The sequence below is a fragment of the Sphingobacterium sp. HSC-15S19 genome, from assembly GCF_050433745.1.
Classification (GTDB): domain Bacteria; phylum Bacteroidota; class Bacteroidia; order Sphingobacteriales; family Sphingobacteriaceae; genus Sphingobacterium; species Sphingobacterium siyangense.
In genome coordinates this window covers 93,477-116,357 of the sequence record NZ_JBNPWQ010000015.1, presented here as the reverse complement: position 1 = coordinate 116,357, position 22,881 = coordinate 93,477, and the positions used below count along the sequence as shown (strand labels likewise).

Genomic DNA, 22,881 nt, shown 5'->3' with positions numbered 1-22,881 from the left:
GACATTGTTTAAATGAAAGCATAAAATCAATGTGATCGCAATAACGTACTACGACAAAAAAGGCGTATCGTTTCAGGATACGCCTTTTTAATAATTTATGGTAGCCGTAATATTAACCAAAAATTCGGTTTAATACTTTAGCTAGCCTTAAGCCACCTTTTAGCATACATTGCTCCATAATATCCTTGTTTTGATAAACATAGGAGTACGATAAATTGGCATTATTAGCTATGTCAGCGTAAATCTTTTCAGCCAATTGATTTGATTCATACAACCAGTTAGCGAGCTCTCCAGCCGCCAGCTGTTCATTCTCTTTTTTGTTATTCACATCTAAAACAGTTGCAAACTCGGTATAACTATACTTCTCATTGTCGACCAAATCACTATCCCAAACACGGTGAATATTTGATTTTTTTCCAAACCAGCTTACTTCAATCTTATTACCTCCTTGATCCTCGGCACTGCTAACATGCATGGGTTGATGCGCATCGCCCAGAATATGGATCAAGAAATACAGGTTTTGCTTTTTTTGATCCATTGGAATAGTCTTATCTGCAAAGGATTTCTCAATACGGAGCGCTGTCTTATACAGATTCTCATCAGCTGAATTTTCTAAACCCAATTGAAAATCGGCCCAGGGTAAATTTGAGTTTAAATTTATAAAATGAGAATTTCCCAGTTTTTTAAATTCAGGATTGGGATCTGATTTGATAAAATCCCCCCAGTTGGCCCAATAGGCAAGCTTTTGCTGTCCAATAATTTTTCCAATATTCTTTTTGGCTTTTTTAGTCAAATGGCGTTCCGCAATTTCAGCCACCACACGATGCCCTGTTGTCCCCCACGCAAATACCGAAGAAAGCTGAAAACACAATGCCATTGCCAGCAAACCCTTGATCATTTTTTTCATTAGATTGTTGTTTTAAATGATGACGAAGCTCCTACCTGTTAGAAAAACGCCGTTCGCCCCCACAAACTGGATTTGAAAAGCGAAATCAGACCTGTAATAACTCATCTTACTATACTGAATGTTAATTATTTGAAAATATCGAACGTATACTTAGCCGAAGACCAAAACTCATCCAAAGCAATTATTCGAGGCTTAAAAAAAGAAATGAGCTCGGCCCAGTCATCCTCTTTAAAAACACTGTAACCGTTTAAGCTTGTATAGATCCGACAAATGGGCTTTCCATATTCGTCCATTCCGTCCATGTCCCAAATCCACTCTTCTCCAAGAAGATCCTGCAACAATACTTTAAACTGAAGAAATTGTTCTGCCATTAACGCCCTGAGCCCAGCATCAGGTTGGGACCACTGTATCGCAATAGTTGCCAGCTTCTTATCCGCATCCATTCTGAAGTATAAATGCTTAATACCTGTCTTGTAGTTAATCCAATTTGCCTTCTCCCCATCTGCCGATGCATGTAAAGCCATAAATTGGCCAAACTTCGTCCAGAATAATTGTTTCAATTGTTTTATCTCTTCCCTTGAATACACCGATACAAATTTTTAGTCAACAAAATTAGTAAAATAGCTCGGTATGTCTAAACCTTATTGGTATCAAAATTGTTGTTTTAACAATAAACATATTCGAAGATGAACATGGATAAGAAAAAATCACTGTTACTATTAACTGGCATAGCACTTGGGGCTGTGGCTTATAACGCCTTTAAACCTGTCGTCTCGCGACCTGATGTCGTGGATCCATTTGATTTGGATAAATATCTTGGAAAATGGTTTGAAATAGCCAGACTAGACTTCTATTGGGAAAAAGGCTTAAGTCAAGTTTCCGCAGAATATAGCAAAAATAAAAATGGCACAATACGTGTCAATAACCAAGGGTACTCCGAAGACAAAGAACGCTGGAAACAGTCTATCGGAAAAGCCAAATTTGTCAACAGCCCCAATGAAGGCGCACTTAAAGTATCGTTCTTTGGTCCTTTCTACAGTGGGTATAATATTGTAAAAATAACGCCGGATTATAAATATGCACTCGTTTTTGGTGACAATCTAGACTATATGTGGATTTTGGGCCGTGAGACGGAGATTCCAGATAAAATCAGAAATGAATTTTTAACCTATGCCCTGCAATGTGGCTATGAAACCGGCGATCTTGTATGGACCAAGCATTAGTCGAAGATCGGAGCTAATAGCGGGTAGTTTAGCGTCTTGTCCTGTGTGAGTACATCAGCTATTTCCTCAATATCTTCCGGCGTGATTGCATTTCTGATACCTGCATTGTAGAGATTTACAAGGAATAGGGCACCCGCACGTTTTTCGTCGAGTGGCAAAATTGAACTCCCGACATAAAAATTTAATACAGATACTGCATAATCACCAAACACGTTAAAACCGAAATCACCATTTTTCTGTAGGCAATAACGCATCATTTTTTCAAAATCAGAACGCAAAGTATCTTTAATCTCAGTAGTCATGAAAATCTTTTTAGAGGCACAGGTACTAGAAATAGCGCATAACATCATACACTTCTCTCCTGGCAGGACAAAAATGCAAAAAATATCCCAAACAATGTACCGCTAAGCAGTAGATTGTTTGGGATAAACTATGCGTTATGCTGCGACTAGGTTACAATGCTTCTGCATGTTGAGAAACATCCAAACCAAGCTCTTCATCTGTCTCTTCGACGCGTAATGGAGCAATAAGATCGGTGATCTTCAATAGCACAAGTGAACCAACGAAGGCAAAAAATGACACGGCAAATAGTGCGACCATATGGACAAAAAACAACTTCGTTTCGCCAAAAAATAAACCATTGTCCACAACAACAGGATTAATGTTATGATGGGCAAACACACCGGTAAGTACCATACCAACCATGCCACCTACCCCATGACAAGGGAATACATCCAAGGTGTCGTCGATACTTGTTTTACTCCTCAGATATACAACCAGATTACTAACCAACGCGCCAACCAAGCCAATGATCATCGCATGTGGAATACTGACAAAACCAGCTGCTGGTGTAATCGCAACCAAACCAACAACGGCACCGATACATGCTCCCATTGCTGAAGGTTTCTTTCCACGTATGATATCGACAAATATCCATGCCATGGCGGCCATTGCTGATGCTGTAGTCGTTGTCGCAAAAGCGTAAGCTGCCAAAGAATTTGCTCCACCAGCTGAACCTGCATTAAATCCAAACCAGCCAAACCACAAGAGTGCTGTACCTAATATCACGTAGCTTATGCGCGCCGGATTATGAATTTGCATTTTACGTCCTTTTAAATAAATCGCTGCTGCCAATGCTGCCCAACCTGCCGACATGTGCACAACTGTACCCCCGGCAAAATCAAGAACACCAAATTTTGCCAATATACCTTCAGGGTGCCAAGTAGCATGTGCCAACGGCATATAAATAAAAATACTGAACAGAATAATGAATAGCATAAATGAATTAAAACGAATACGTTCCGCAAAAGCCCCCGTAATCAATGCTGGTGTGATAATCGCAAACTTCAATTGAAACATCGCAAACAAAACCAAAGGTATAGTGGGAAGCGCTCCCCAAGCGACATTCCCTAATGTACCTTTCATCATAAAAAATGTACGCGGATCACCGACAATACCACCGATATCATCGCCGAAAGCCAAACTGAAGCCAACAATGACCCAGAGGATTGTCATTAAACACATACATATAAAGCTTTGCATCATCGTTGAAATTACATTCTTCTTGCTAACCATACCGCCATAAAAAAAGGCAAGTCCAGGTGTCATAATCAACACCAATGCAGAAGAAGTTAACAACCAGGCCGTATCTCCCGTATCAAATTCTGCCTTGTTTAAATCAGACAAGTCGATGGACGGAAATACAAGTCCCAATACTCCCAAAAGAACTAGAACAATGAGTGGAATAATTTTTTTCATTTGTTTAAACTGATTAGTGTTTTCAATATATTAATAAAATTGTTAAAAAAATACAAGAACAAAACAAAAACCTACTTTCCCTTATAATTTTTTCAAATATAAAGTCTTTTTGTTAAAAAAATACTATGCTATTTTATTTTTTATTATTTTTTTTACATAATTTCACAAAAACAAACACAAAAACCATAATTACCAATTAATTTTTAAACAAAAACCAATACAAAACAGACAAAACAAAAGAATTAAGCCTTAAAAAATCAAACAAATCAAACTTAAACCAAAAAAAACATGAAAAAACTTCTAACAACCATCTTTTTATCAGTATTTCTAATAAAAATAACCACAGCACAAGAAGAAACCAAAGAAAAAGGGATAGAAATATCCGGATCAGTGGATACTTATTGGAAATATGATTTTCAAAACAAACCTAACATCAACACCTATTTTACCGAAGACAACAACTCCGTCTCTATTGGGATGGTGGATTTGGCTGTAAAAAAGAAGTTTAAAAAGGCATCATTTGTCGGAGAATTATCTTTTGGCCCCAGAGGGCAATATCGATCCATTATGAATGGCGACGGCCAGGCTGGCGACGACAAAAACAGTTTTCATATCCAAAATCTATATGTAGGCTATGATCTAACCGAGAAACTCAATCTTACTGCAGGATTCATGGGAACATTTGTGGGTTTTGAAGTAATATCACCAACCTACAACTTCCATTATTCAACTTCTTATTTATTCGGCGCCGGCCCATTTCAAGACGCTGGTTTAAAAGCTACGTATAGTTTCTCAGATAAAGTGGCTTTAATGGTCGGACTATTTAACGACTGGAATGTCTATCAAGATATGAACGGAGTTTCCCATGTCGGCTCCCAACTAGCCTATACCCCCAATGATAAAAGCAGCTTTTATCTCAATTTCCTGACAGGATCCTCTGCTGGCGGTAAAACCAATTACAGTTCTGGAACCTTGATCGATCTCGTTGCTAATTATGATTTCACCTCCAAATTTTTCCTTGGTTTAAATGCTACAAATTATAAAAAGAGAGATGGTGGGGGTTACTCTGGAGTAGCACTTTACCCAAGAATTCATTTTTCAGAACATTTTGGCCTAGGATTACGCGAAGAGTTTTTCCAAACGCATAAAGAGGAAGAAAATGGAATCCCTAGTTCCAATATCCTCGCAACCACTTTGACAGCAGAATATAATTACCATGGATTCAAATTTATTCCCGAAATCAGAATTGACAAAGGAAATACCGAACGATTCATCAAAAACGATCTAAGCCCAACCAAATCTGCAGGACAATTTCTGTTGGCCTGTGTCTACAGTTTCTAAACAACATGCATTATACATAAAAGGAAAGAGCAGGTTCCAGTGGAATCTGCTCTTTTTTATTTTCACAGCGGTCTAGCTATGCTGCACAAAGCAATTATCGAACACTTATCGAAACATGCCGATCCATAATACGATCAGATTCTGGCGCATCGGCCTTATACTTAGCAAACTGTGAGCCGTACCCCTCTGCACCTATCACCTGTTTGGAAAGCTGCTCTTTACTCAGGTAATCCTTTACAACCGTTGCCCGCTCAAGCGATAACTTTTTATTAAAATCCTCATTGCCCGTTTTGTCGGTATAGCCACCGATCTTAATATTAGCTGCAGGAAAAGCCTTTAATATCGCTGCAAGATTACTTAGTTGCACCTGACTTTCAGGCAGTACCTCGGCTGTACCTGTTTTGAAATTCAGGTTATCGAAATCAAACCAGGTATTTTTCAGGGAATCTTCACCCATCGAATTATAATCGGATTTTAAAAATTGGACCAAGTGATCCTCTATCCCGCCTTTAAAAGCAGCAAGTTTGACACCGTTTGGTAGGATGACCTCCGTTTGCTCGCGCTCGACCATACTGGAACCCGTTTTCATAGTATCTGACTCTACTTTTGTATTGTTTACACTGGTGTCGGTAGCACCGTCTTGCTTGCTTCCACTACAGCCTTTTCCAAATAAAAACCAAAGCGCAGCCAATACGACCAGGGCGATTAAAATCTTCCACCAACCGCCACCGGAACCGCTTCCAGAACCGGTTCCAGCGATTGCTGCCCTGGACTCTTCCGCTCTTGGCAATGACAAGGGCTCTTTATGTGCTTCGAGTTCATTTGCCGGATTAATGGATATTGACTTATGACTATCCACCTCCTTAGTAACATCAGCAGGAATTGCATGTTCAGTCGCGGATTCTTCCGGCGCAGAAAAATGTGCACCATCAAAAAGCTTCCCAAAGGCGCCTAAGCCTAACCCAGCTGGAACAGCAGCAGCAAAAGCGGTTTTATTTTCCTCCAAAACATGACCGATACGATCAAAATCCCAATTTTGGCCCTTATTTGTTAGACTGGAGAATATCGCGGGCAAAGAAAAATTCATTAATTTCCCAATAGAACTGCCATCATACCCCAAATAACCGGCAACAGTACTCAAAACAGTATCCAGACCGCCACCAAATATTGATCCCAATAAACCCTGAGCATTCTCGCCTTTCACAGCAGGATCCGCTGCGGGCTCATCTGCTTTGGTTACACTACCGAGAAGCTCGCGGAAATCAAAATTCGCAAAGTGCTGCTTAGCCCTTTCAAGTATCGCCGAAATCCCACTACCGGAATCGGAATGTTGGCTTAAACCTAAAAACAAGGCGGGAATTGTTACATTCAAACCATGCTTTACCCCTTCTTTATCCTGATTTAAAACTTGCCCTATCTGAGCGACAGCCTCTTCGTCAAAAAAGTCCTTCGCCCCTTTTAAAAGCTGATTTTCCATAATCTTTGTTTGTTTATAGTTTATATAAAACTCTAACAAACAAAGGTTTAATTTGTTTACCCTACACGATTTAACGATCAAAATCACCGGAAAGCCATTTTGGTAGAACAAACTCGGATGCCAGGTGTGCCCATTGGTAACTTTGCCAATCAGCTCTACTGATCCACAGCACTTCTTCCAGTTCTTCATAAGGCTCAAATGCATGACGCTCTGCCAGTTTAATTAAATAGATATAGCCCACGACCACCGTATTTACCTCATTTACAGCCTGTGTACTGTGACTACCGATAAAGCTTATTTCCATGCTGCTCACATCATACCGAAGCTCCTCTTTCAGTTCACGAATTAAGGTCTGCTCACGGCTTTCTTCAGGCCCTACCTTCCCCCCAGGTAGCTGAAAATAGCTAGACCCTTTTTTACGTACCATTAGCAAATCCCCTTCCGGAGCAAGCATCACCGCCGAGCAAATAACAATTTTGTCCATATCATTTATTTCAGATCACAAAACTAACTTTTTATCCATCATCGAAGAAATATCTCGCCCGCATTCAAGACAGCTCTTTAAAATAAAATTTTACCGCAATAAACGCCTTATCATTGAAAATCTGTTACAGTTCACAAAACGAATAGTAAGGTTTAACAGCAAATCTATTTCCTTCAACTGCAATAAAATTGCAAATAATAAACTAATTATCTAAGTTTAAGGTATAAAACGATAATCTATACTTCCATATATGAATCGAAGATTAACCTGTTTAATACTAAGCATATTGTTTCTATTGCCGGGATGCCAGCAGGACAAGAAAAACACAGCAAAAACCAATCAGCAAACTGAGCAGCAAAAACCTACTCCACCTAAAGAGCAGATTGAGCAGAAAAAAATACTTACCGCTGAGGATATTATCTTAAAAAAAGAGCTGCTTTACAACAAATACACCCTGGAAGACAGCTATCCTTACAAAGACACTACACGCAGTTTTCAATGGGAAAAGATCAAAGAACGCCTGGCCTTTATCGAAAATTTTCAACAGACGCCATCGCTGTATGGGGTTCTACAGAATTATCAAAATGAAAAAGGCGAAGCCCCAACAATACAGGACTATAAACGGGACTCTTATAAACGCGTATCCGACAGTTTCAACGTCGAACGCTATCAAGCGGCACCACTCTACGATCTTAACAGCGCCAAAGCTGTTCGTTACGGTCGGGACGGCTGGCTCGTCCGCATACAAGGCCCCGACAGCATAGCTCGAATTCCGATTGAAGGTATTTCATTCGAAGGAAAATATACGGTTCCCAAAAGGTATCTGCGTATTATTAGCGACACCGTGCAGTTCAAGATCATCAATGTCGTCGATGTAAAGAACCAAAATATCTGCACCTTGGAAAAAGTCGGAAACGAATGGCTTGTCCGAAGCATGAATCCTGTGACGAGTGGCCGGCACAAACCTCCCCATGCCCAGGAAACTCCAACAGGCCTCTTTGTTGTCCAGGAACACAAATCCAAGATGTTTTATTATGAAGACGGCACCAAAACTTACGCCGGATTCGCGCCTTATGCCACTCGATTTACCGCCGGGGCCTATATACATGGAGTTCCAGTCAACAATCCCAATGGCAGCATTATCGAATATAGTGAGAGCCTAGGCACAACACCCAAGTCGCATATGTGCGTCAGAAATGCGTCATCTCACGCTCAATTTGTCTATAAACGGTCAAAAGACCTCGCTTCACTGGTCGTTGTTATTGATTAACAATATTTAACATTCTGTAAATCAAATATGTATTAACTTTAATAATTAATTTTGTAAACATCTACACAGAAAAGGGAGAAGAATGGGAAATACGTTTATGTTTCTTTTGATGGCACTCAATACAGCATTGTCCTCACAAGAAGAATTAAAAACAACAGATCAACAAACCACCAGCACTCATCGTATCAATGTCGAACGTCAACGCACCGAAGTTGACTCGTTGTATGATGAAATGAATCTAGGCAAAGTATTAAAATACGAAGCGTTTCGTCAGGCAATGGAAGGCAGAAAAGAACTTCCGATCCACAACAAGGACATCATGACCGTCATTGACTTTTCATTGGCATCAACGGAAAAAAGACTTGTGGTACTCGACCTTGCGCACAAAAAAGTACTTTTCAACACACTGGTTGCGCATGGAAAAAATAGCGGAGAAAACTATGCCGTCAATTTTTCAAATCAACAGGAGTCACTTAAAAGTTCTTTAGGGTTCTTCACAACAGAAAACACGTACAACGGCGAGAACGGCTACTCCTTGGTATTAAATGGTCTTGAAGAAGGTATAAATGACAATGCAAAAGCAAGATATGTTGTGATGCATGGCGCCGATTACTGTAGCACAGGAACAATAGCAAGCTTAGGCAGACTCGGTAAAAGCTACGGCTGCCCCGCAGTACCAAGGGAATTTGCAGGCCCTATCATTAACACCATCAAAGATGGAACGTTGTTGTTTATTTATGCCGACAACTCCGAATATCTCACAAAGACACACTTGATCCATCAACCCAATATATTGATGGCTCAATTTCAAAAAAGACCACCTGCATTTGATCACGAAGGCTAATAAATAAAAAAAGCCTGATGAAAATACTTCATCAGGCTTTTTTTATTTTATAAATTGTCTTTCGATACACCGCTACCGGACCAATACGACCCTAAGATTTATGCTTTTTCTTAAATTTCAACATCCAATTGTAAATTGCATCATCATGGAACAATCGCTCCACACTTCCATGCGTCCCCCCTTTTATCACATTTAAGCTCACATTTGCATCCGGATCTTCTCTTTTGATCGCATTCATAATTTTTCTGGACTCCGAAATTGGCACTGCACGATCAGCGGTACCATGATGAAGCCATATCGGCACCTGCGTCAGGTTAGAAGCATACTGACTCGATCCGCCGCCACATATTGCTACTGCAGCAGCCACCCTTTCGGGATATTTACCAGCCACATCCATCGTGCCATAGCCCCCCATACTCATGCCGCAAACGTAAATACGGTCGGGGTCAGCATTATAATGCTCAATAACATAGTCGACAATTTCGATTACTTTGTCCGGATCCCATCCTCCCCGGGACTGTGGCGCAACAATTATCCCAGGTACCTCCTGCCCTTTGTTGATGGCATACAATACACCATAACGCTTTACACGATCTAAATTTGTCCCGGACAAACTTCTTCCATGTAAAAACACAAATACAGGCTGTTTTTCAGATTCCAATGAATCTGGTGCGGCATCTTTCAATAAAAAAGGATAAGCAGTTTCTCCTTTTATAGCATGTATTTCCTGCGCGTTTACGCGCATCAACAGCATAAAGAAAAAAAAGATATACAGGTAAACTTTTCGCATATTTCTTGTCTATGACTATCTAGCTTAATTTTGGAGCACTAAAAATACAATTAAATGACTTTTATGACACGCATTTAACATGTTTTAACATTTCAACTGCGACAGCATTACACTTTAGCACAAAGCAAAGACTTCATCCCATATTGGCCCGAACTGATCATTTCGAAGATTCCATCCAATTATAATTGCATTTCATGCCAAATTTATCTTAGTTTGTAACATTGCGCAAAATATCCAAGCTCTCACATGAAAATATTGCATACCGCCGATTGGCATTTAGGAAAACGATTGGACAGTTTCTCCCGGATAGATGAACAAGTACTGGTCATGAATGAAATCGTTGATATCGCAGACCGGGAAAACGTGGATCTCGTGATCATTGCAGGAGATCTGTTCGATGCATTCAATCCCGGTGTGGAAGCCATTGAGCTATTCTACCGAACAATCAAGCGTCTTACCAAGAATGGCATACGCCCAGTACTAGCAATCGCGGGCAATCACGATTCACCCCATTTGATTGACGCGCCCGATCCTTTGGCACGAGCGTCGGGCATCATCCTAATTGGGCATCCGCATGCTGTGGTTACCCCTTTCGCAACAGATGGCTTCACCGTGTTACAGTCAGATATGGGCTTCATTGAATTGAGCTTACCGCAATTTGACTACCCGATTCGTATTCTTCATACAGCCTATGCCAACGAAATACGCTTAAAACAATATCTAGGCGAAGAGAAAGAAAGTAAATTAAATGAGGTCTTAGCAGCAAATTGGCAAAAAATAGCCAATACCTATTGCGATGATAAAGGCGTGAATATATTGACGGCACATCTTTACATGAATAAATTGGGCAGCGCACTTTTAGAGGAGCCTGACGGCGAAAAACCGGTCAAAATTGGCAATGCAGACTTAATCTATTCAGAGGCCATCCCACCACAGGTCCAATATACCGCATTAGGGCATCTCCACGGGTATAAAAATATCGGTTCTGCCGAAAAACCGGTGGTTTATGCATCTTCACCCCTATGTTATAGTTTTTCGGAGGCTGGGCAAGCTAAATACGTCGCACTGGTCAATGTATCGGCCGGCGAGCAAGCAAGGGTTGAGCGCATTCCACTAACTCAGGGCAAACCGCTGATCCGAAAATCGTTCGACGATATTGAACAGTGCATATCCTGGTTGTCTGAAAACCCCGATGCTTTGGTGGAGCTCACGCTGAAATCAGAAACCTTCTTAAAAGCCGAAGACCGCAAGCGAATCTATCAGAGCCATTCGGGAATAATCTATCTCATTCCGCTCGTTAAACAAGATGAGCAAGCGCTTCTGGACAACAAAGAAATCAATCTTACACAAGACATGTCGACCTTATTCAACGATTATTTCAAATCCAAGAATGGCAATCAGGCGCCCAATGATGACATCCTTGATCTTTTTCGCGAAATCCTAAACTCTTAATCCATGATTCCATTAAAGCTAACTCTAGAGGGTATATACTCTTATCAAGAACGTCAGACGATCGACTTTACCGCGCTTTCTCAAGCTGGGCTTTTTGGTATCTTCGGTGCTGTAGGCTCCGGTAAATCATCGATATTGGAAGCGATTACCTACGCCTTATTTGGAGAAACGGAACGCCTGAATGCACGGGATAAACGCGCTTATAACATGATGAATCTCAAGTCCAATCGATCTTATATCGAGCTTGATTTTGTCAATTTTGAAGACCGTACATTTAGAATTACCCGCGAATTTAAACGCAATTCCAAAAATTTCGATGATGTAAAATCCCCCACGGTTGTACTCTACGAAAAAATAAATGAAGAATGGGTTCCACAGGAAAGCAGCAACACACAGCATATCATTGGATTAAGCTATGAGAACTTTAAAAGAACAATCATCATTCCCCAAGGGCAGTTCAAAGAGTTTATAGAACTTGGCGCTAAGGAACGGACGGATATGATGAAAGAGATTTTTCAACTGCATCGATTTGACCTGCAGGATAAAGTTTCCAACCTCTATAAAAAAAATCAGTCCGAGCTGGATCACCTCAACGGTCAATTAATAGGTTTTGACGAGGTTACAAGCGAACAGATAGAAACGACCGAAACAAATCTCCAACTGGCAGTCGAGTCCTTTGTCGCGATTGAATCGTCGTACAAGTCGCATCATGAAAAGTTCTTAAGGCTCAAAAAACTCAAAGAGGATGTCTTAGAGCTTCGTACGGTGAAGGCGCTCTTTCAGCAATTGCTAGAACAAAAAGGTGAAAAAGAGACCTTACGATTAAAGTTAAACCGCTTTGAGGAAGCGCAAACCAACTTTCTACATATTCTTAAATCCAAGGAAAAATTAGCACAAGAAGGCCTAATTGCACATAAAAGAGTAGAAACCGAAAAAAAGAGACAGGCCGAAATTCAGCAGCTGATGCAGGAGCATTCCTCAAATCTCAATCTGTTGAAATCACAATACGAACTACTGCCGCAACGTCGTGTCCAGGAACTGGACCTTGAATTGATAAGCCAATTGATTACGTTTTCAAATGAAATTAAGAGTTTACAGGATCGGGCACAGAAGGGGCGTAATTTTGTGGAGGAAACAAGAGCGCAACAACGACATTTTAAAGCCAAAATCCAAGAGACAGAAATTCAGATCGCTAGGCTAAAGCAATCAAAGCCTTCTGCCCATGAACTCATGGAGCTGGGCCAGTGGTACGCCAAACAGCAGGGCATCCAACAACAGGAAGACGATCTAAACAAGCAGGCCATTGATTTAGAAACAAGTATAGCTGTGCTGAAGCAGGAACTCCAGGCCATTCATCCGGACCTCGAAAAATTCCGATCAAATCACCTCCTTGTAGCCAGTGCCCTCGAGCGAAAACTTCAGTCTCTCCAAAATGAAAAATCACATCTTCTCCTGCAGCAAAGGTTGACCCAATATGCAGAAAACCTTAAAGCAGGATCCCCATGTCCACTATGTGGAGCATTGGAACATCCTGCTATCAACCAAGGACAGGATATTTCCCAGGAAGTTGCCGCCAATGAAAAATTGATTGCCGAGACAAATGAAAGTCTTAAGCATCAACAGGACCAACAATTCCAAGTCGAAAAACTCCAGCTGCGCTTGCAGTCATTAAATGAGCAGCAACAAGATCTAAACACGAAAATTCAGCTGAATACCAATAGCAAAATTGCGCATGCTCAGCAATTTACATGGATCGGTTATAGCGCTACGGATGAATCCAGCTACACATCAAATAAGCAGGAACTTGCCCGGATCGAAACACAGATAACAACAGTGGAGCAACAGCTTGGTGAGCACCAGACGACACTCGCTTCCGTTGAGGAAAAGCTGGAGAAATACAATAAAGCACTGCATCAGTTTGAACGTGATGAAGCAAGCAAACAGGCCCAGATTGATCAAAATATGGGGAACCTGAAAGCGCTGCGCTGGTCTGATTATGAGATGCGGAAATCCGAAGCAGTTGAAAAGGAATATACTGCACTGAAAAGATCAAATCTGGAGATTGAGCGCGACTACATTACTTTAAGCGAACGATTAAATGAGTTAAACAGTCAATTTGCAGCACAATACAGCTTGGTACAGACGATTGTTGAACAGCTTGCAGATATCCGTCGTGAAAGTCAAGAAACCGATGCTACAATCCAGCAGCTACTTGTGGCTTCATCCTTTGAAACTTTGGCAGAGATTCGGCAAATTCTTGCCGAGAATTTGTCTGTCATACAGATCCGACAAGAGCTTGAACAGTTTCAAATCCAGTTTGAAACTGTGAAGGCACAGATCAGTCAGTCGGAAAAGAAACTCGTCGACCAGGTATATGACGAGAACGAATTTCTTGCACAAGAAAAAATCCTGGATGAGAGCGCCCAACAATTGAAAGCGAGCACTGAAGCTGTTGCCCTACTTCAGCAGGAGCGCGATCAGCTAAAAATCGCCTATGCAAAAAAGGAAAATCTCCTGCAACAACAGGTAAAACTAAATTTACGCCATGACAATTTGAAGCAACTTTTTAATCTCTTTAAAGGTGCGGGCTTTGTACAATATGTTTCTTCGATTTACCTAAGGCAGCTGTGTGATCATGCAAATATTCGGTTCCATCGCATGACCCGAAATCAGCTTAGCCTACAGCTGAACGACAACAATGAATTTGAAATTATAGATTATTTGAATGAGGGAAAAAGTCGCAGTGTAAAAACATTATCCGGTGGACAGGCATTTCAGGTATCCCTAAGTTTGGCTTTGGCTTTGGCCGAAAGTGTGCAGTCAAATTCGCGTGCGGCCAAAAACTTCTTTTTTATCGATGAAGGTTTTGGAACACAAGATATCACTTCTGTTAATATTGTTTTCGAAACGCTATTGGATTTACATAAGGAAAACCGGATCGTCGGTATTATTTCACACGTTGAAGAACTCAAAGAACGTATTCCAGTGTCCCTTTCGATAGAAAAGGACGAAGAACAGGGTAGCCAAATTTTTATCAATTAATTCCGTTTTATTTTGTATATTAGTTATAGCGGTCCCGCTGAACAAGCCTGATCGCTATAACCAACAAAAACAAAAGATTATGGGCTTATTTTCAAACAACAAAAAAGGAAAAGGGTCTCATCCTTTTTTTCATAAAGCGAGCAAAGCAGTAGTCAATACGACCTTTTCAGCTAAAGATTCCAGTCCATTAAGGACAACACAATCCATGCTTTTTGTCAAACAATACGATATCCTAACGATCTTGAAGGAGGTTTTAATGCCGCAGAATCAAAACTAAATTCGAATAAAAAGGCTTATCTTTCCATCCAAAAGTGAACAATTGGTTTGGAGTTGCTGGATGCAAAATAGCGTCATTGCCATTCTCATGGAGCCACCCAATCCAAACTGATCCGGGGACAAAAAAAAGAAATTCAAAAAATCATTGAAATTATAAAAAAGGAAGTTTAATTTAACAAGATAAAACTTTTCTAAAAAAATATTGTCATACGATAAATAACAATCGATAGACAGTATATTTGTCAGCTATATGAAGTACAAACAAATCAACAATAATTCCATCAATCAAATCATGCTAATCGTCATCATTCTGGCGATATGTATATTGATCTTTACAAGCCTATTCTACTACCTACCCGGTTTTCTGGGAGCAGTTACCTTATATGTTCTTTTTAGAAAAATCAACTTTAAGCTGACTGAAGAAAAAAAATGGAATAAATCTTTCGCCAGTATTTTATTGATATTATTGACCATCATATTCTTGGTAGGACCACTCTATCTGTTAATCAACTACATGGTACCTCAGGTAACAGAAGTCATTAGCAACAAAGACGATCTGATGCACAAGTTTGACTCGATCAAAACCTACTTTAAAGACAGTCCTTATTTAAGCAATATTGATCTTTCAGATACTGCCTTAATGGGAGCGCTTCAAAAAGCAGCTAAATTCATACCCAATATTCTGAATTCCGTTGCAGAAGTGGGTGTCAATATATTGGTTGCTTTGTTTGTTTTGTATTTCATGTTGGTTAGCAGCAAAAAATTGGAACAAACCATCTATCAAGCGATCCCTTTCACCAAGGCCAGTAAAGCCGAATTGTGGAAAGAGTTTGACATGATGGTAAAATCCAATGCAATCGGTATCCCGATTTTGGCCATGTGCCAAGGTATTGTAGCCGGTCTTGGCTATTGGTTCTTTGGCTTGGAAAGCCCTATCTTTCTAGGGATACTCACCGCTGTTTCCACCATAATTCCTATTTTGGGAACGATGGTAGTCTATCTACCGGCAGCGCTTTTTCTACTTGCGAATGGGCAGTCCGGAAATGCAATAGGTCTTGCCTTATACGGGATCATTATCATCGGGAGTATTGATAATGTCCTTCGGTTTACCATATTGAAAAAGTTGGGCGATGTACATCCATTAATAACCGTGTTCGGGGTATTGTTAGGATTAAATCTATTTGGTATGCTGGGATTGATCTTCGGTCCGCTCATTTTATCCTGCGTTAGCGTACTCCTGAAAGTCTACAGTATTGAATTTGGACGAAGTACGCCTGAAATCATTCAATCTACCTCATTGACAGACACAAAGTCTACTCATGACAGCCCTGACATTATAGAATAAGGGCACTTCAATAGGTTAAGTTGATTTGATCACAAATGCATCAATATCCAGTAAACTGTCATAAATGAGATTCAACGATTGATAATCCCTTTTTTTTCATAGTTTTGAATCATTAATACAATAGATTGTTCAATGCTTTCTACACAGAATTTGACAATTTATTAAGCATAAATATTAAAACGATAAAATCACTAAAACTGATTTAAAAGCAAACGTATTCTATGAATAAAAAGATAATCTTAGGAGTGACTGTGGCATTGGCTGCCGGAATTCTTTCCTCATGTAACAACAACAAACCGAAAACAGATCATACTGCAAATACGACCCAGGAAGCCAGCGCTGAAAGCCATGACCATGCAGGTCACGATCATGCAGGCCACGACCATAGTCAAGCTGCACCAACGCAATCTTCCGACCCTGCAGCCATTCTCCCTAATTTCACATTTTATCAGCTTCGTTCGGGCATCCGTGTTACGCAGGAAAACGTTGCCAAAGACAAGAATACCGTGTTTATCCTATTTGATCCAGGATGTAGTCATTGTCAACATGAAGCTACGGAGCTAGAAAAGAATATTGATCGTATAAAAGACGTCAATATCTATTATATTTCCATGAATGACCCGGCATTAGTATTAGGTTTTTTTGACACATTCGCTCCTAAGCTATCCAAAGCATCTAATGTAGAGGTATTGATTGATAAAGACCAAACGTTTATACAAACAATCCATGTGCCTTCACAATTTCCGGCAAATTATGTGTATGGTGCGGATGGAAAGCTAAAAGCGCATTGGGAAGGTGAAAAAAATATTAACGAAGCAATAAGCCAATTTCATAAATAATCTGAAATGCTAAACATAGCAATCAATGGATTCGGACGTATCGGTAGAAATACACTACGTAATATCTTTTTAAGGGGGGCTTTCGATGAACTGAATGTCATCGCTATCAATGATCTGACAGACACCAAGACGTTGGCCCATCTATTTAAATATGATTCTGTACATGGTCCTTTTCCTGGTACTGTGACGCACGACGACAAACATATTATTGTCAATGATCTTTCCATCTTGGTCACCAATGAAAAAGATCCCGCGGCATTGCCTTGGAGGGAGCTTCAGATTGATGTTGTCATAGAATCTACGGGGTACTTTACCAGTCGTGACAAAGCGTCGTTGCACTTGGAAGCTGGTGCAAAAAAAGTGATTATTTCCGCACCGGCACAAGATAAAGACATTCCAACAGTGGTATTGGGCATTAATGATCGTGTCATTGATTTATCTGCTTCGATTTTATCCAATGCCTCCTGTACAACAAACAATGTTGCTCCCCTAGTTAAAATATTGGATGAAAATTGGGGCATCAAAGATGGTTATATTACCACGGTTCACTCCATGACTGGAGACCAGAATCTTCACGACGCACCACATAAAGATTTAAGGAGAGCGCGGGCAGCATCGTCGGCGATCATTCCAACAACTACTGGTGCTGCTAAGGCGATAACCAATGTCTTTCCACATTTGCAGCATAAATTAGGGGGCGCAGGCATACGTGTACCTGTACTTAATGGCTCATTGACGGACTTTACCTGTACACTTGAGAAAGAAACCACGGTAGAAGAAATTAATAAAGCGTTCAAAGCAGCAGCAGAAAACGACTTAAAAAATGTATTATTTTATACAGAAGACCCCATAGTTTCGGTAGATATCATCAATAACCCCTATTCATGTGTATTTGATGCCCAGTTAACCTCGGTAGTGGGTGGTCTGGTCAAGGTTGTGGGCTGGTATGACAATGAATTTGGTTATTCTAATCGTTTGGTTGACCTCCTGATCAAGATCGACAAGCTTGTATAATCAGCTGCCCTGCAGCATCTTACGATAGGTTCCGGTATAAAAAAAGCGTCTTTGCCAGCTATAGTTGACAAGGACGCTTTTTTCTTCACGCCTTAATTTTACATTTCCCCTTCTACGCCTAAGCCAAACAACGCAAAATCATACTTGACCGGATCCAGCGGATCTAGTAGGCGTAGATTAGCCGTTAATTCCTGGGCTGTTTTCCAATTCACTTTATCCAATGTAATTAGACCAAATTTACGGGCAACGCGCTCAACATGAACATCGCACGGACAGATTAGATCTTTTGGGGACAGACGGTGCCAAATCCCAAAGTCTACCCCTTTTGTATCTTTTCTGACCATCCAACGTAAAAACATATTGATCCGCTTGACGGTTGACTTCTGTGCTGGACTACTAATGTGTTTCCGTGTGCGAACAGGATAATCAGGCAACGAAAAGAAATAGGTTTTAAAGGCATTCAGTGCCATTTCTAAGTCAACCTCCTCCCTGTTCTCCTGCCCTACAAGAAAAGCATCTTCTAAAGATTCGAAATGCTGATAGTGATGCTTAAAAAAAGAAACAAAATAAAGAATATCGGTATCATTGAACGTGCGGTGTTTAAATCCCAGTAAGGTTTTTAAATCCTGCTCTTGGTGATTGACGATATAATCGTATGGTGAACCATCCATTCGAGCCACCAGCTCGTTGCATTTATTGATAATCGTCTTTCTTTGCCCCCAAGCCATAATGGAAGCCAAGAATCCCATGATCTCAATGTCCTGCTTCGCTGAAAATTGATGCGGAATGGATATGGGATCATTTGGAATAAAACCAGGTTGATTATATTCATCAACTTTCTTATCCAAGAAATCTTTCAGATCAAAATCAACTGCCATGCTAATCCTTATCTTCCTGTCTGCAATATGCCTTTACAAATCTTTGCGATCAAGCCTGGACCTTCGTAGATAAAACCGGTATAAACTTGAATAAGACTGGCTCCAGCATCTAACTTCTCTATGGCATCTTTCGCCGAATGAATCCCCCCTACACCAATGATAGGAAATGCCTTGTTGGACTTTTCACTTAAGTAGCGAATAACTTCTGTTGAACGCTTGGTCAAAGGACGTCCACTTACCCCGCCCGCTTCATTAATAAGTTCCTGTTGACTCTTTAAGCCTTCTCTTGAAATTGTTGTATTCGTTGCGATGACACCTGCAATTTGTGTCTCCAATACGATCTCGACGATATCATCCAATTGACTATCCGTCAAATCAGGTGCTATTTTAAGCAGAATTGGCTTCGGAGCTATTTTAGCGACGTTGAGGCTTTGTAAAGTATTTAATAGATGTTTTAAAGGTTCCTTTTCCTGCAAATCGCGTAAGCCCGGTGTGTTCGGGGAGCTCACATTGACAACAAAATAATCCACGTAGTCAAACAATGCATTGAAGCAATAAATGTAGTCATTGACAGCTTCTTCATTAGGCGTCACCTTATTCTTACCGATATTCCCCCCTATTAACAATCCTTTTCGATCCTTTAGATTTTTCAATCTTGTGGCAGCAACGTCTGCCCCTTGATTATTAAATCCCATTCTATTGATCAAAGCTTCATCGGAAACAAGTCGGAACATCCTGGGTTTATCGTTGCCCGGTTGTGGCTTAGGAGTTACCGTTCCAATTTCGATAAAACCAAATCCCAAATTAGTCATATCTGCAATATATTCCGCATTTTTATCAAAGCCAGCAGCAAGGCCCACAGGATTTTTAAATTTCAATCCAAAGACTTCGCGTTCCAAACGTGGATCTTCCACGGTAAAAAAAGCATTCAATAATTGTTTGGCGCCCCAAATTTTTGAGAAAACATTCAATCCACCGGTCACTTTATGGTGAGCCGTCTCCGGATTCATTGTAAAGAATATAGGTTTGACTAATTTATACATAATCGCAAAGTTACTCAAAGAAGAAGAAATATTCATTACTTTTGTACTTTTGCAGTTGAAATGATATCAATAAATAATTTAACATTTGAAATAGGATCTCGCGCTTTATATGACGAAGCAAACTGGCATATCAAACCAGGAGATAAAGTTGGCTTGATCGGTGCCAATGGTACAGGTAAATCGACTTTACTTCGCCTTATTGTCGGTCAATATACGCCCACATCAGGAACGATTTCCATGGCGAAGGACCTTAAGATTGGTTATTTAAACCAGGACTTATTGTCGTACCATTCTGACAAAAGCATTCTGCATGTTGCCATGGAAGCTTTTGAGCGCCAAAATCAATTACATGCCGAAATCGAAGACTTACTCCACAAACTAGAAACAGATTATTCGGATGACATACTGAATAAACTAAGCGATAAACAAGTAGAATTTGAGGCCTTAGATGGTTATAACATCGAATTTAAGGCCCATGAAATCCTTGCTGGTCTAGGTTTTTCGGAAGAAGAACAAAAAAGACCATTGGCCACTTTCTCTGGAGGGTGGCGTATGCGGGTTATGCTTGCCCGTATCTTATTGCAAACTCCGGATATTCTGTTACTGGATGAGCCGACCAACCACATGGACTTACCTTCCATTAAATGGCTGGAGAACTATCTGCAAGCCTTTGATGGGGCCATTGTGATTGTTTCCCACGATCGATATTTCCTTGACCGCATCATCAAGAAAACGGTAGAATCACGTAAAGGAAAATTAACACTTTATGCAGGTAATTACAGTTTTTATCTTGAAGAGAAGGAATTACGAAATGAATTGCAGGCCAATCAGTTTAAAAACCAGCAAGCCAAGATAAAACAGGAAGAACGTTTAATTGAGCGTTTCCGCGCTAAGGCTTCCAAAGCCAAAATGGCGCAGTCGCGGATCAAAGCGTTGGATCGCTTGGAGAGAATTGACGATGTTGACGATGACAACCCTACAGTAAACTTCAGCTTTAAATTTTCAAAACCTTCAGGTCGTCACGTTGTGACGTTGGAAAATATTTCCAAGTCCTACCCTAACCTGGAGATCTTAAAAAATACCTCAGCAATTATAGAAAAGGGTGATAAGATTGCACTAATTGGTGCCAATGGTAAAGGTAAATCTACCCTCTTACGTATCGTGGCTAACGCGGATCACGAGTTTGAAGGAAAAGCAGAGCAGGGACACAACGTGTCGCAAACATTTTTTGCCCAACACCAACTGGAAGCCTTACACCTGGAAAATTCCATCCTTGCCGAGTTACAAACTTTCGCACCGAAGCATACAGAGACCGAATTGCGCTCCATTCTTGGATGTTTTCTATTCACCGGAGACGATGCTTTCAAAAAGATCAAAGTACTTTCCGGAGGCGAGAAATCACGTGTGGCTCTTGCAAAAGCATTAACCGCAGACGCGAACTTCTTAGCGCTCGATGAACCTACCAACCACTTGGATATGCAGTCTGTCAACATTCTGATCCAGGCTTTGCAGCAATACGAAGGTACATTTATCGTTGTATCCCACGACCGGTATTTCTTGGACAATGTGGCAAACAAAATCTGGTACATTGAAGACAAACAGATCAAGGAGTACCCAGGTACTTACCAGGAGTATGAAGAATGGGCTGCAAAACGCGTTGTGAAAGCGGAGGTAAAAACCGAGAAAAAAGTCAAGGAAGAACCCAAAGTAAAGAAGGAGAAACAACCTCTTACGGAAGATAAGACACGTTTGTTGAGCAAGAAAAATAAGGAGCTAACGTCTTTTGAACAAAAAATTGAGGAGCAGGAAATTTTAGTCAAAAACTTAGAATCGAAGCTTGCGGACGAAGCGGTTTATTCGGATGCGACTAAGTTACAGGAAACTACACGTTCTTACAACTCAGCAAAGGCATTATTGACACAATTCCAGGAGAGTTGGGAGCAGTTGGCGGAAGAAATCATGGATTTGGAAAATGATTAATTTTTTTGGCTTAAAATCAGCTTATTAAGCATTAGAGCGTGATTTTAAGCCAAAATTATTTGCAGGAATAGGATTAAAGCCCTACTTTTGCATCACTTCAAACAAGGAACGGTAGTTCAAAAATAAAGAAGTAAGATTCCGTAGCTCAGCTGGTAGAGCAATACACTTTTAATGTATGGGTCCTGGGTTCGAATCCCAGCGGGATCACAGAAAAAAGCTAATCACAAGATTAGCTTTTTTTGTTTATATGAATTATAAATGACAAAGACTGGACGATTATGTTATCTATTCTCACTCAATGACTTTAACCTTTTAATTCCGTTCAAAATACCTCCTCTAATCATATTTCCATATCCGTCATCAGATAATTTGTCCGTGAACGAAAGTGCTGATTGATAATTTTTTTCTGCATTTTCAGCATCGCCTAGATCCTCATAGCATTTGGCAATGTTCAAGTACAGCGACGGGAAGGCCCCGCTGACATCGTTGTTCTTTATTTCTTGAGCCAAATGTAAGGCCGTCTCATCCCGTTTCAATTTGTCTGCAACACTCTTCTGATGTCTTGCTATATAATGGGCTGCTATAAATCTTTCAAAGTCATTTATCGCTTCATTCCAAGCTTGAGTAAATAATTTGCTTGCTTCTTCCGGTTTTCCCTCGATGTCCATACCTTGGGCACAAAGTTTAACGGCGTGGTTATCTGGATCTAAATACATATTGATTATTTTTAAAAATGTAACTAATCAAATTTAAAACATTCCAACTTTAGACGCGTTGATGTATGTCAAAAAATCATTTCGATTTAAGCCTGCTCAACGTTTCTTGTGTAATATCAAGATAAGAGGCAAGTATTTCTGTTACATGCTGTAGTGTGAAGCATCTGCTTATCTGGTCTATGTGTTCCTCAGTGATACTCGC

The 22,881-nt window shown here is 40.4% G+C and carries 21 protein-coding genes and 1 tRNA gene; 12 read left to right on the top strand and 10 right to left on the bottom strand.

All coding sequences use genetic code 11. From position 1 onward, the window contains the following. Window positions 1–112: 112 nt before the first annotated feature. The gene (locus tag L1283_RS14110) at window positions 113–907 is read right to left on the bottom strand and encodes a S1/P1 nuclease (protein ID WP_429626271.1); all 795 of its coding nucleotides are present in this window, start codon (window positions 905–907) and stop codon (window positions 113–115) included. A gap of 125 nt (window positions 908–1,032) precedes the next feature. Continuing rightward, window positions 1,033–1,494, bottom strand: coding sequence for a DUF4268 domain-containing protein (locus tag L1283_RS14105; protein WP_240199577.1), 462 nt, complete (start codon window positions 1,492–1,494; stop codon window positions 1,033–1,035). Between the two features lie 99 nt (window positions 1,495–1,593). Between L1283_RS14105 and L1283_RS14100 the strand changes: the two genes are divergently transcribed. After that, the gene (locus L1283_RS14100) at window positions 1,594–2,130 is read left to right on the top strand and encodes a lipocalin family protein (protein ID WP_240199576.1); all 537 of its coding nucleotides are present in this window, start codon (window positions 1,594–1,596) and stop codon (window positions 2,128–2,130) included. On the opposite strand, the gene L1283_RS14095 is transcribed toward L1283_RS14100, so the two are convergent. Next, window positions 2,127–2,432 (bottom strand): hypothetical protein, encoded by a 306-nt coding sequence (locus L1283_RS14095; protein WP_429626270.1) that lies wholly within the window; start codon window positions 2,430–2,432, stop codon window positions 2,127–2,129. The genes L1283_RS14100 and L1283_RS14095 overlap by 4 nt on opposite strands. A gap of 151 nt (window positions 2,433–2,583) precedes the next feature. Next, window positions 2,584–3,888, bottom strand: coding sequence for an ammonium transporter (locus L1283_RS14090; RefSeq protein WP_075992776.1), 1,305 nt, complete (start codon window positions 3,886–3,888; stop codon window positions 2,584–2,586). 288 nt (window positions 3,889–4,176) lie between these two features. Between L1283_RS14090 and L1283_RS14085 the strand changes: the two genes are divergently transcribed. Further along, window positions 4,177–5,229: an outer membrane beta-barrel protein gene (locus tag L1283_RS14085; protein ID WP_088161701.1), complete on the top strand. Its 1,053-nt coding sequence runs from the start codon at window positions 4,177–4,179 to the stop codon at window positions 5,227–5,229. 94 nt (window positions 5,230–5,323) lie between these two features. Here L1283_RS14085 and L1283_RS14080 read toward each other — a convergent pair whose 3' ends face one another. Together L1283_RS14080 and L1283_RS14075 are read right to left on the bottom strand one after the other, a co-directional pair. Then, on the bottom strand, window positions 5,324–6,706 hold the full coding sequence (locus L1283_RS14080) for an OmpA family protein (RefSeq protein WP_429626269.1): 1,383 nt from the start codon (window positions 6,704–6,706) through the stop codon (window positions 5,324–5,326). A gap of 70 nt (window positions 6,707–6,776) precedes the next feature. Continuing rightward, window positions 6,777–7,190: an NUDIX hydrolase gene (locus L1283_RS14075; RefSeq protein WP_286848123.1), complete on the bottom strand. Its 414-nt coding sequence runs from the start codon at window positions 7,188–7,190 to the stop codon at window positions 6,777–6,779. Window positions 7,191–7,440: 250 nt separating this feature from the next. Here L1283_RS14075 and L1283_RS14070 point away from each other — a divergent pair, with 250 nt between their 5' ends. Together L1283_RS14070 and L1283_RS14065 are read left to right on the top strand one after the other, a co-directional pair. Continuing rightward, entirely contained in the window at window positions 7,441–8,460 is a 1,020-nt protein-coding gene (locus tag L1283_RS14070) for a L,D-transpeptidase (RefSeq protein ID WP_286848122.1), read from the top strand. Window positions 8,461–8,542: 82 nt separating this feature from the next. Continuing rightward, complete coding sequence (locus L1283_RS14065) at window positions 8,543–9,304, top strand: murein L,D-transpeptidase catalytic domain family protein (protein ID WP_236582837.1); 762 nt, start codon at window positions 8,543–8,545, stop codon at window positions 9,302–9,304. Between the two features lie 91 nt (window positions 9,305–9,395). Here the strand turns inward: L1283_RS14065 and L1283_RS14060 are convergent, their stop codons facing one another. Next, window positions 9,396–10,094, bottom strand: a complete 699-nt coding sequence (locus L1283_RS14060) for a prolyl oligopeptidase family serine peptidase (protein ID WP_286848119.1) — start codon at window positions 10,092–10,094, stop codon at window positions 9,396–9,398. A gap of 246 nt (window positions 10,095–10,340) precedes the next feature. Between L1283_RS14060 and L1283_RS14055 the strand changes: the two genes are divergently transcribed. The 6 genes from L1283_RS14055 (at window position 10,341) to gap (ending at window position 18,062) form a co-directional block, all read left to right on the top strand. After that, window positions 10,341–11,546, top strand: a complete 1,206-nt coding sequence (locus tag L1283_RS14055; protein ID WP_346068534.1) for a metallophosphoesterase family protein — start codon at window positions 10,341–10,343, stop codon at window positions 11,544–11,546. Window positions 11,547–11,549: 3 nt separating this feature from the next. Next, the gene (locus L1283_RS14050; protein WP_286848117.1) at window positions 11,550–14,588 is read left to right on the top strand and encodes an SbcC/MukB-like Walker B domain-containing protein; all 3,039 of its coding nucleotides are present in this window, start codon (window positions 11,550–11,552) and stop codon (window positions 14,586–14,588) included. 79 nt (window positions 14,589–14,667) lie between these two features. After that, window positions 14,668–14,865 carry a hypothetical protein gene (locus tag L1283_RS14045; RefSeq protein WP_145326820.1) on the top strand — a complete coding sequence of 66 codons (198 nt, stop codon included), beginning with the start codon at window positions 14,668–14,670 and terminating at the stop codon, window positions 14,863–14,865. Between the two features lie 249 nt (window positions 14,866–15,114). Continuing rightward, window positions 15,115–16,209 carry an AI-2E family transporter gene (locus L1283_RS14040; RefSeq protein ID WP_075992785.1) on the top strand — a complete coding sequence of 365 codons (1,095 nt, stop codon included), beginning with the start codon at window positions 15,115–15,117 and terminating at the stop codon, window positions 16,207–16,209. Between the two features lie 221 nt (window positions 16,210–16,430). Beyond that, on the top strand, window positions 16,431–17,048 hold the full coding sequence (locus tag L1283_RS14035; RefSeq protein WP_075992786.1) for a TlpA family protein disulfide reductase: 618 nt from the start codon (window positions 16,431–16,433) through the stop codon (window positions 17,046–17,048). 6 nt (window positions 17,049–17,054) lie between these two features. Then, window positions 17,055–18,062, top strand: coding sequence for a type I glyceraldehyde-3-phosphate dehydrogenase (gene gap, locus L1283_RS14030; RefSeq protein WP_075992787.1), 1,008 nt, complete (start codon window positions 17,055–17,057; stop codon window positions 18,060–18,062). 98 nt (window positions 18,063–18,160) lie between these two features. Here the strand turns inward: gap and L1283_RS14025 are convergent, their stop codons facing one another. Together L1283_RS14025 and L1283_RS14020 are read right to left on the bottom strand one after the other, a co-directional pair. Then, window positions 18,161–18,940 carry a TIGR02757 family protein gene (locus L1283_RS14025; protein ID WP_120334283.1) on the bottom strand — a complete coding sequence of 260 codons (780 nt, stop codon included), beginning with the start codon at window positions 18,938–18,940 and terminating at the stop codon, window positions 18,161–18,163. Window positions 18,941–18,948: 8 nt separating this feature from the next. Continuing rightward, window positions 18,949–19,983: a quinone-dependent dihydroorotate dehydrogenase gene (locus L1283_RS14020; protein WP_075994823.1), complete on the bottom strand. Its 1,035-nt coding sequence runs from the start codon at window positions 19,981–19,983 to the stop codon at window positions 18,949–18,951. 60 nt (window positions 19,984–20,043) lie between these two features. Here L1283_RS14020 and L1283_RS14015 point away from each other — a divergent pair, with 60 nt between their 5' ends. Further along, window positions 20,044–21,963: an ABC-F family ATP-binding cassette domain-containing protein gene (locus tag L1283_RS14015; RefSeq protein ID WP_145326822.1), complete on the top strand. Its 1,920-nt coding sequence runs from the start codon at window positions 20,044–20,046 to the stop codon at window positions 21,961–21,963. Between the two features lie 134 nt (window positions 21,964–22,097). Then, window positions 22,098–22,170 (top strand) — tRNA-Lys (locus L1283_RS14010). 74 nt (window positions 22,171–22,244) lie between these two features. Here L1283_RS14010 and L1283_RS14005 read toward each other — a convergent pair. After that, a complete protein-coding gene (locus tag L1283_RS14005) occupies window positions 22,245–22,679 on the bottom strand; it encodes a hypothetical protein (protein ID WP_088161713.1) in 435 nt (144 codons plus the stop codon). Window positions 22,680–22,881: the final 202 nt, after the last annotated feature.

Bases quoted from the DNA above. Each gene is read 5' to 3' on its own strand.
- L1283_RS14050 (WP_286848117.1), top strand. From the start codon at position 11,550: ATGATTCCATTAAAGCTAACTCTAGAGGGTATATACTCTTATCAAGAA.
- L1283_RS14045 (WP_145326820.1), top strand. From the start codon at position 14,668: ATGGGCTTATTTTCAAACAACAAAAAAGGAAAAGGGTCTCATCCTTTT.
- L1283_RS14070 (WP_286848122.1), top strand. From the start codon at position 7,441: ATGAATCGAAGATTAACCTGTTTAATACTAAGCATATTGTTTCTATTG.
- L1283_RS14020 (WP_075994823.1), bottom strand. From the start codon at position 19,983: ATGTATAAATTAGTCAAACCTATATTCTTTACAATGAATCCGGAGACG.
- L1283_RS14055 (WP_346068534.1), top strand. From the start codon at position 10,341: ATGAAAATATTGCATACCGCCGATTGGCATTTAGGAAAACGATTGGAC.
- L1283_RS14025 (WP_120334283.1), bottom strand. From the start codon at position 18,940: ATGGCAGTTGATTTTGATCTGAAAGATTTCTTGGATAAGAAAGTTGAT.
- L1283_RS14075 (WP_286848123.1), bottom strand. From the start codon at position 7,190: ATGGACAAAATTGTTATTTGCTCGGCGGTGATGCTTGCTCCGGAAGGG.
- L1283_RS14090 (WP_075992776.1), bottom strand. From the start codon at position 3,888: ATGAAAAAAATTATTCCACTCATTGTTCTAGTTCTTTTGGGAGTATTG.
- L1283_RS14080 (WP_429626269.1), bottom strand. From the start codon at position 6,706: ATGGAAAATCAGCTTTTAAAAGGGGCGAAGGACTTTTTTGACGAAGAG.
- L1283_RS14060 (WP_286848119.1), bottom strand. From the start codon at position 10,094: ATGCGAAAAGTTTACCTGTATATCTTTTTTTTCTTTATGCTGTTGATG.
- L1283_RS14065 (WP_236582837.1), top strand. From the start codon at position 8,543: ATGGGAAATACGTTTATGTTTCTTTTGATGGCACTCAATACAGCATTG.
- L1283_RS14015 (WP_145326822.1), top strand. From the start codon at position 20,044: ATGATATCAATAAATAATTTAACATTTGAAATAGGATCTCGCGCTTTA.
- L1283_RS14110 (WP_429626271.1), bottom strand. From the start codon at position 907: ATGAAAAAAATGATCAAGGGTTTGCTGGCAATGGCATTGTGTTTTCAG.
- L1283_RS14095 (WP_429626270.1), bottom strand. From the start codon at position 2,432: ATGACTACTGAGATTAAAGATACTTTGCGTTCTGATTTTGAAAAAATG.
- L1283_RS14005 (WP_088161713.1), bottom strand. From the start codon at position 22,679: ATGTATTTAGATCCAGATAACCACGCCGTTAAACTTTGTGCCCAAGGT.
- L1283_RS14040 (WP_075992785.1), top strand. From the start codon at position 15,115: ATGAAGTACAAACAAATCAACAATAATTCCATCAATCAAATCATGCTA.
- L1283_RS14035 (WP_075992786.1), top strand. From the start codon at position 16,431: ATGAATAAAAAGATAATCTTAGGAGTGACTGTGGCATTGGCTGCCGGA.
- gap (WP_075992787.1), top strand. From the start codon at position 17,055: ATGCTAAACATAGCAATCAATGGATTCGGACGTATCGGTAGAAATACA.
- L1283_RS14100 (WP_240199576.1), top strand. From the start codon at position 1,594: ATGAACATGGATAAGAAAAAATCACTGTTACTATTAACTGGCATAGCA.
- L1283_RS14085 (WP_088161701.1), top strand. From the start codon at position 4,177: ATGAAAAAACTTCTAACAACCATCTTTTTATCAGTATTTCTAATAAAA.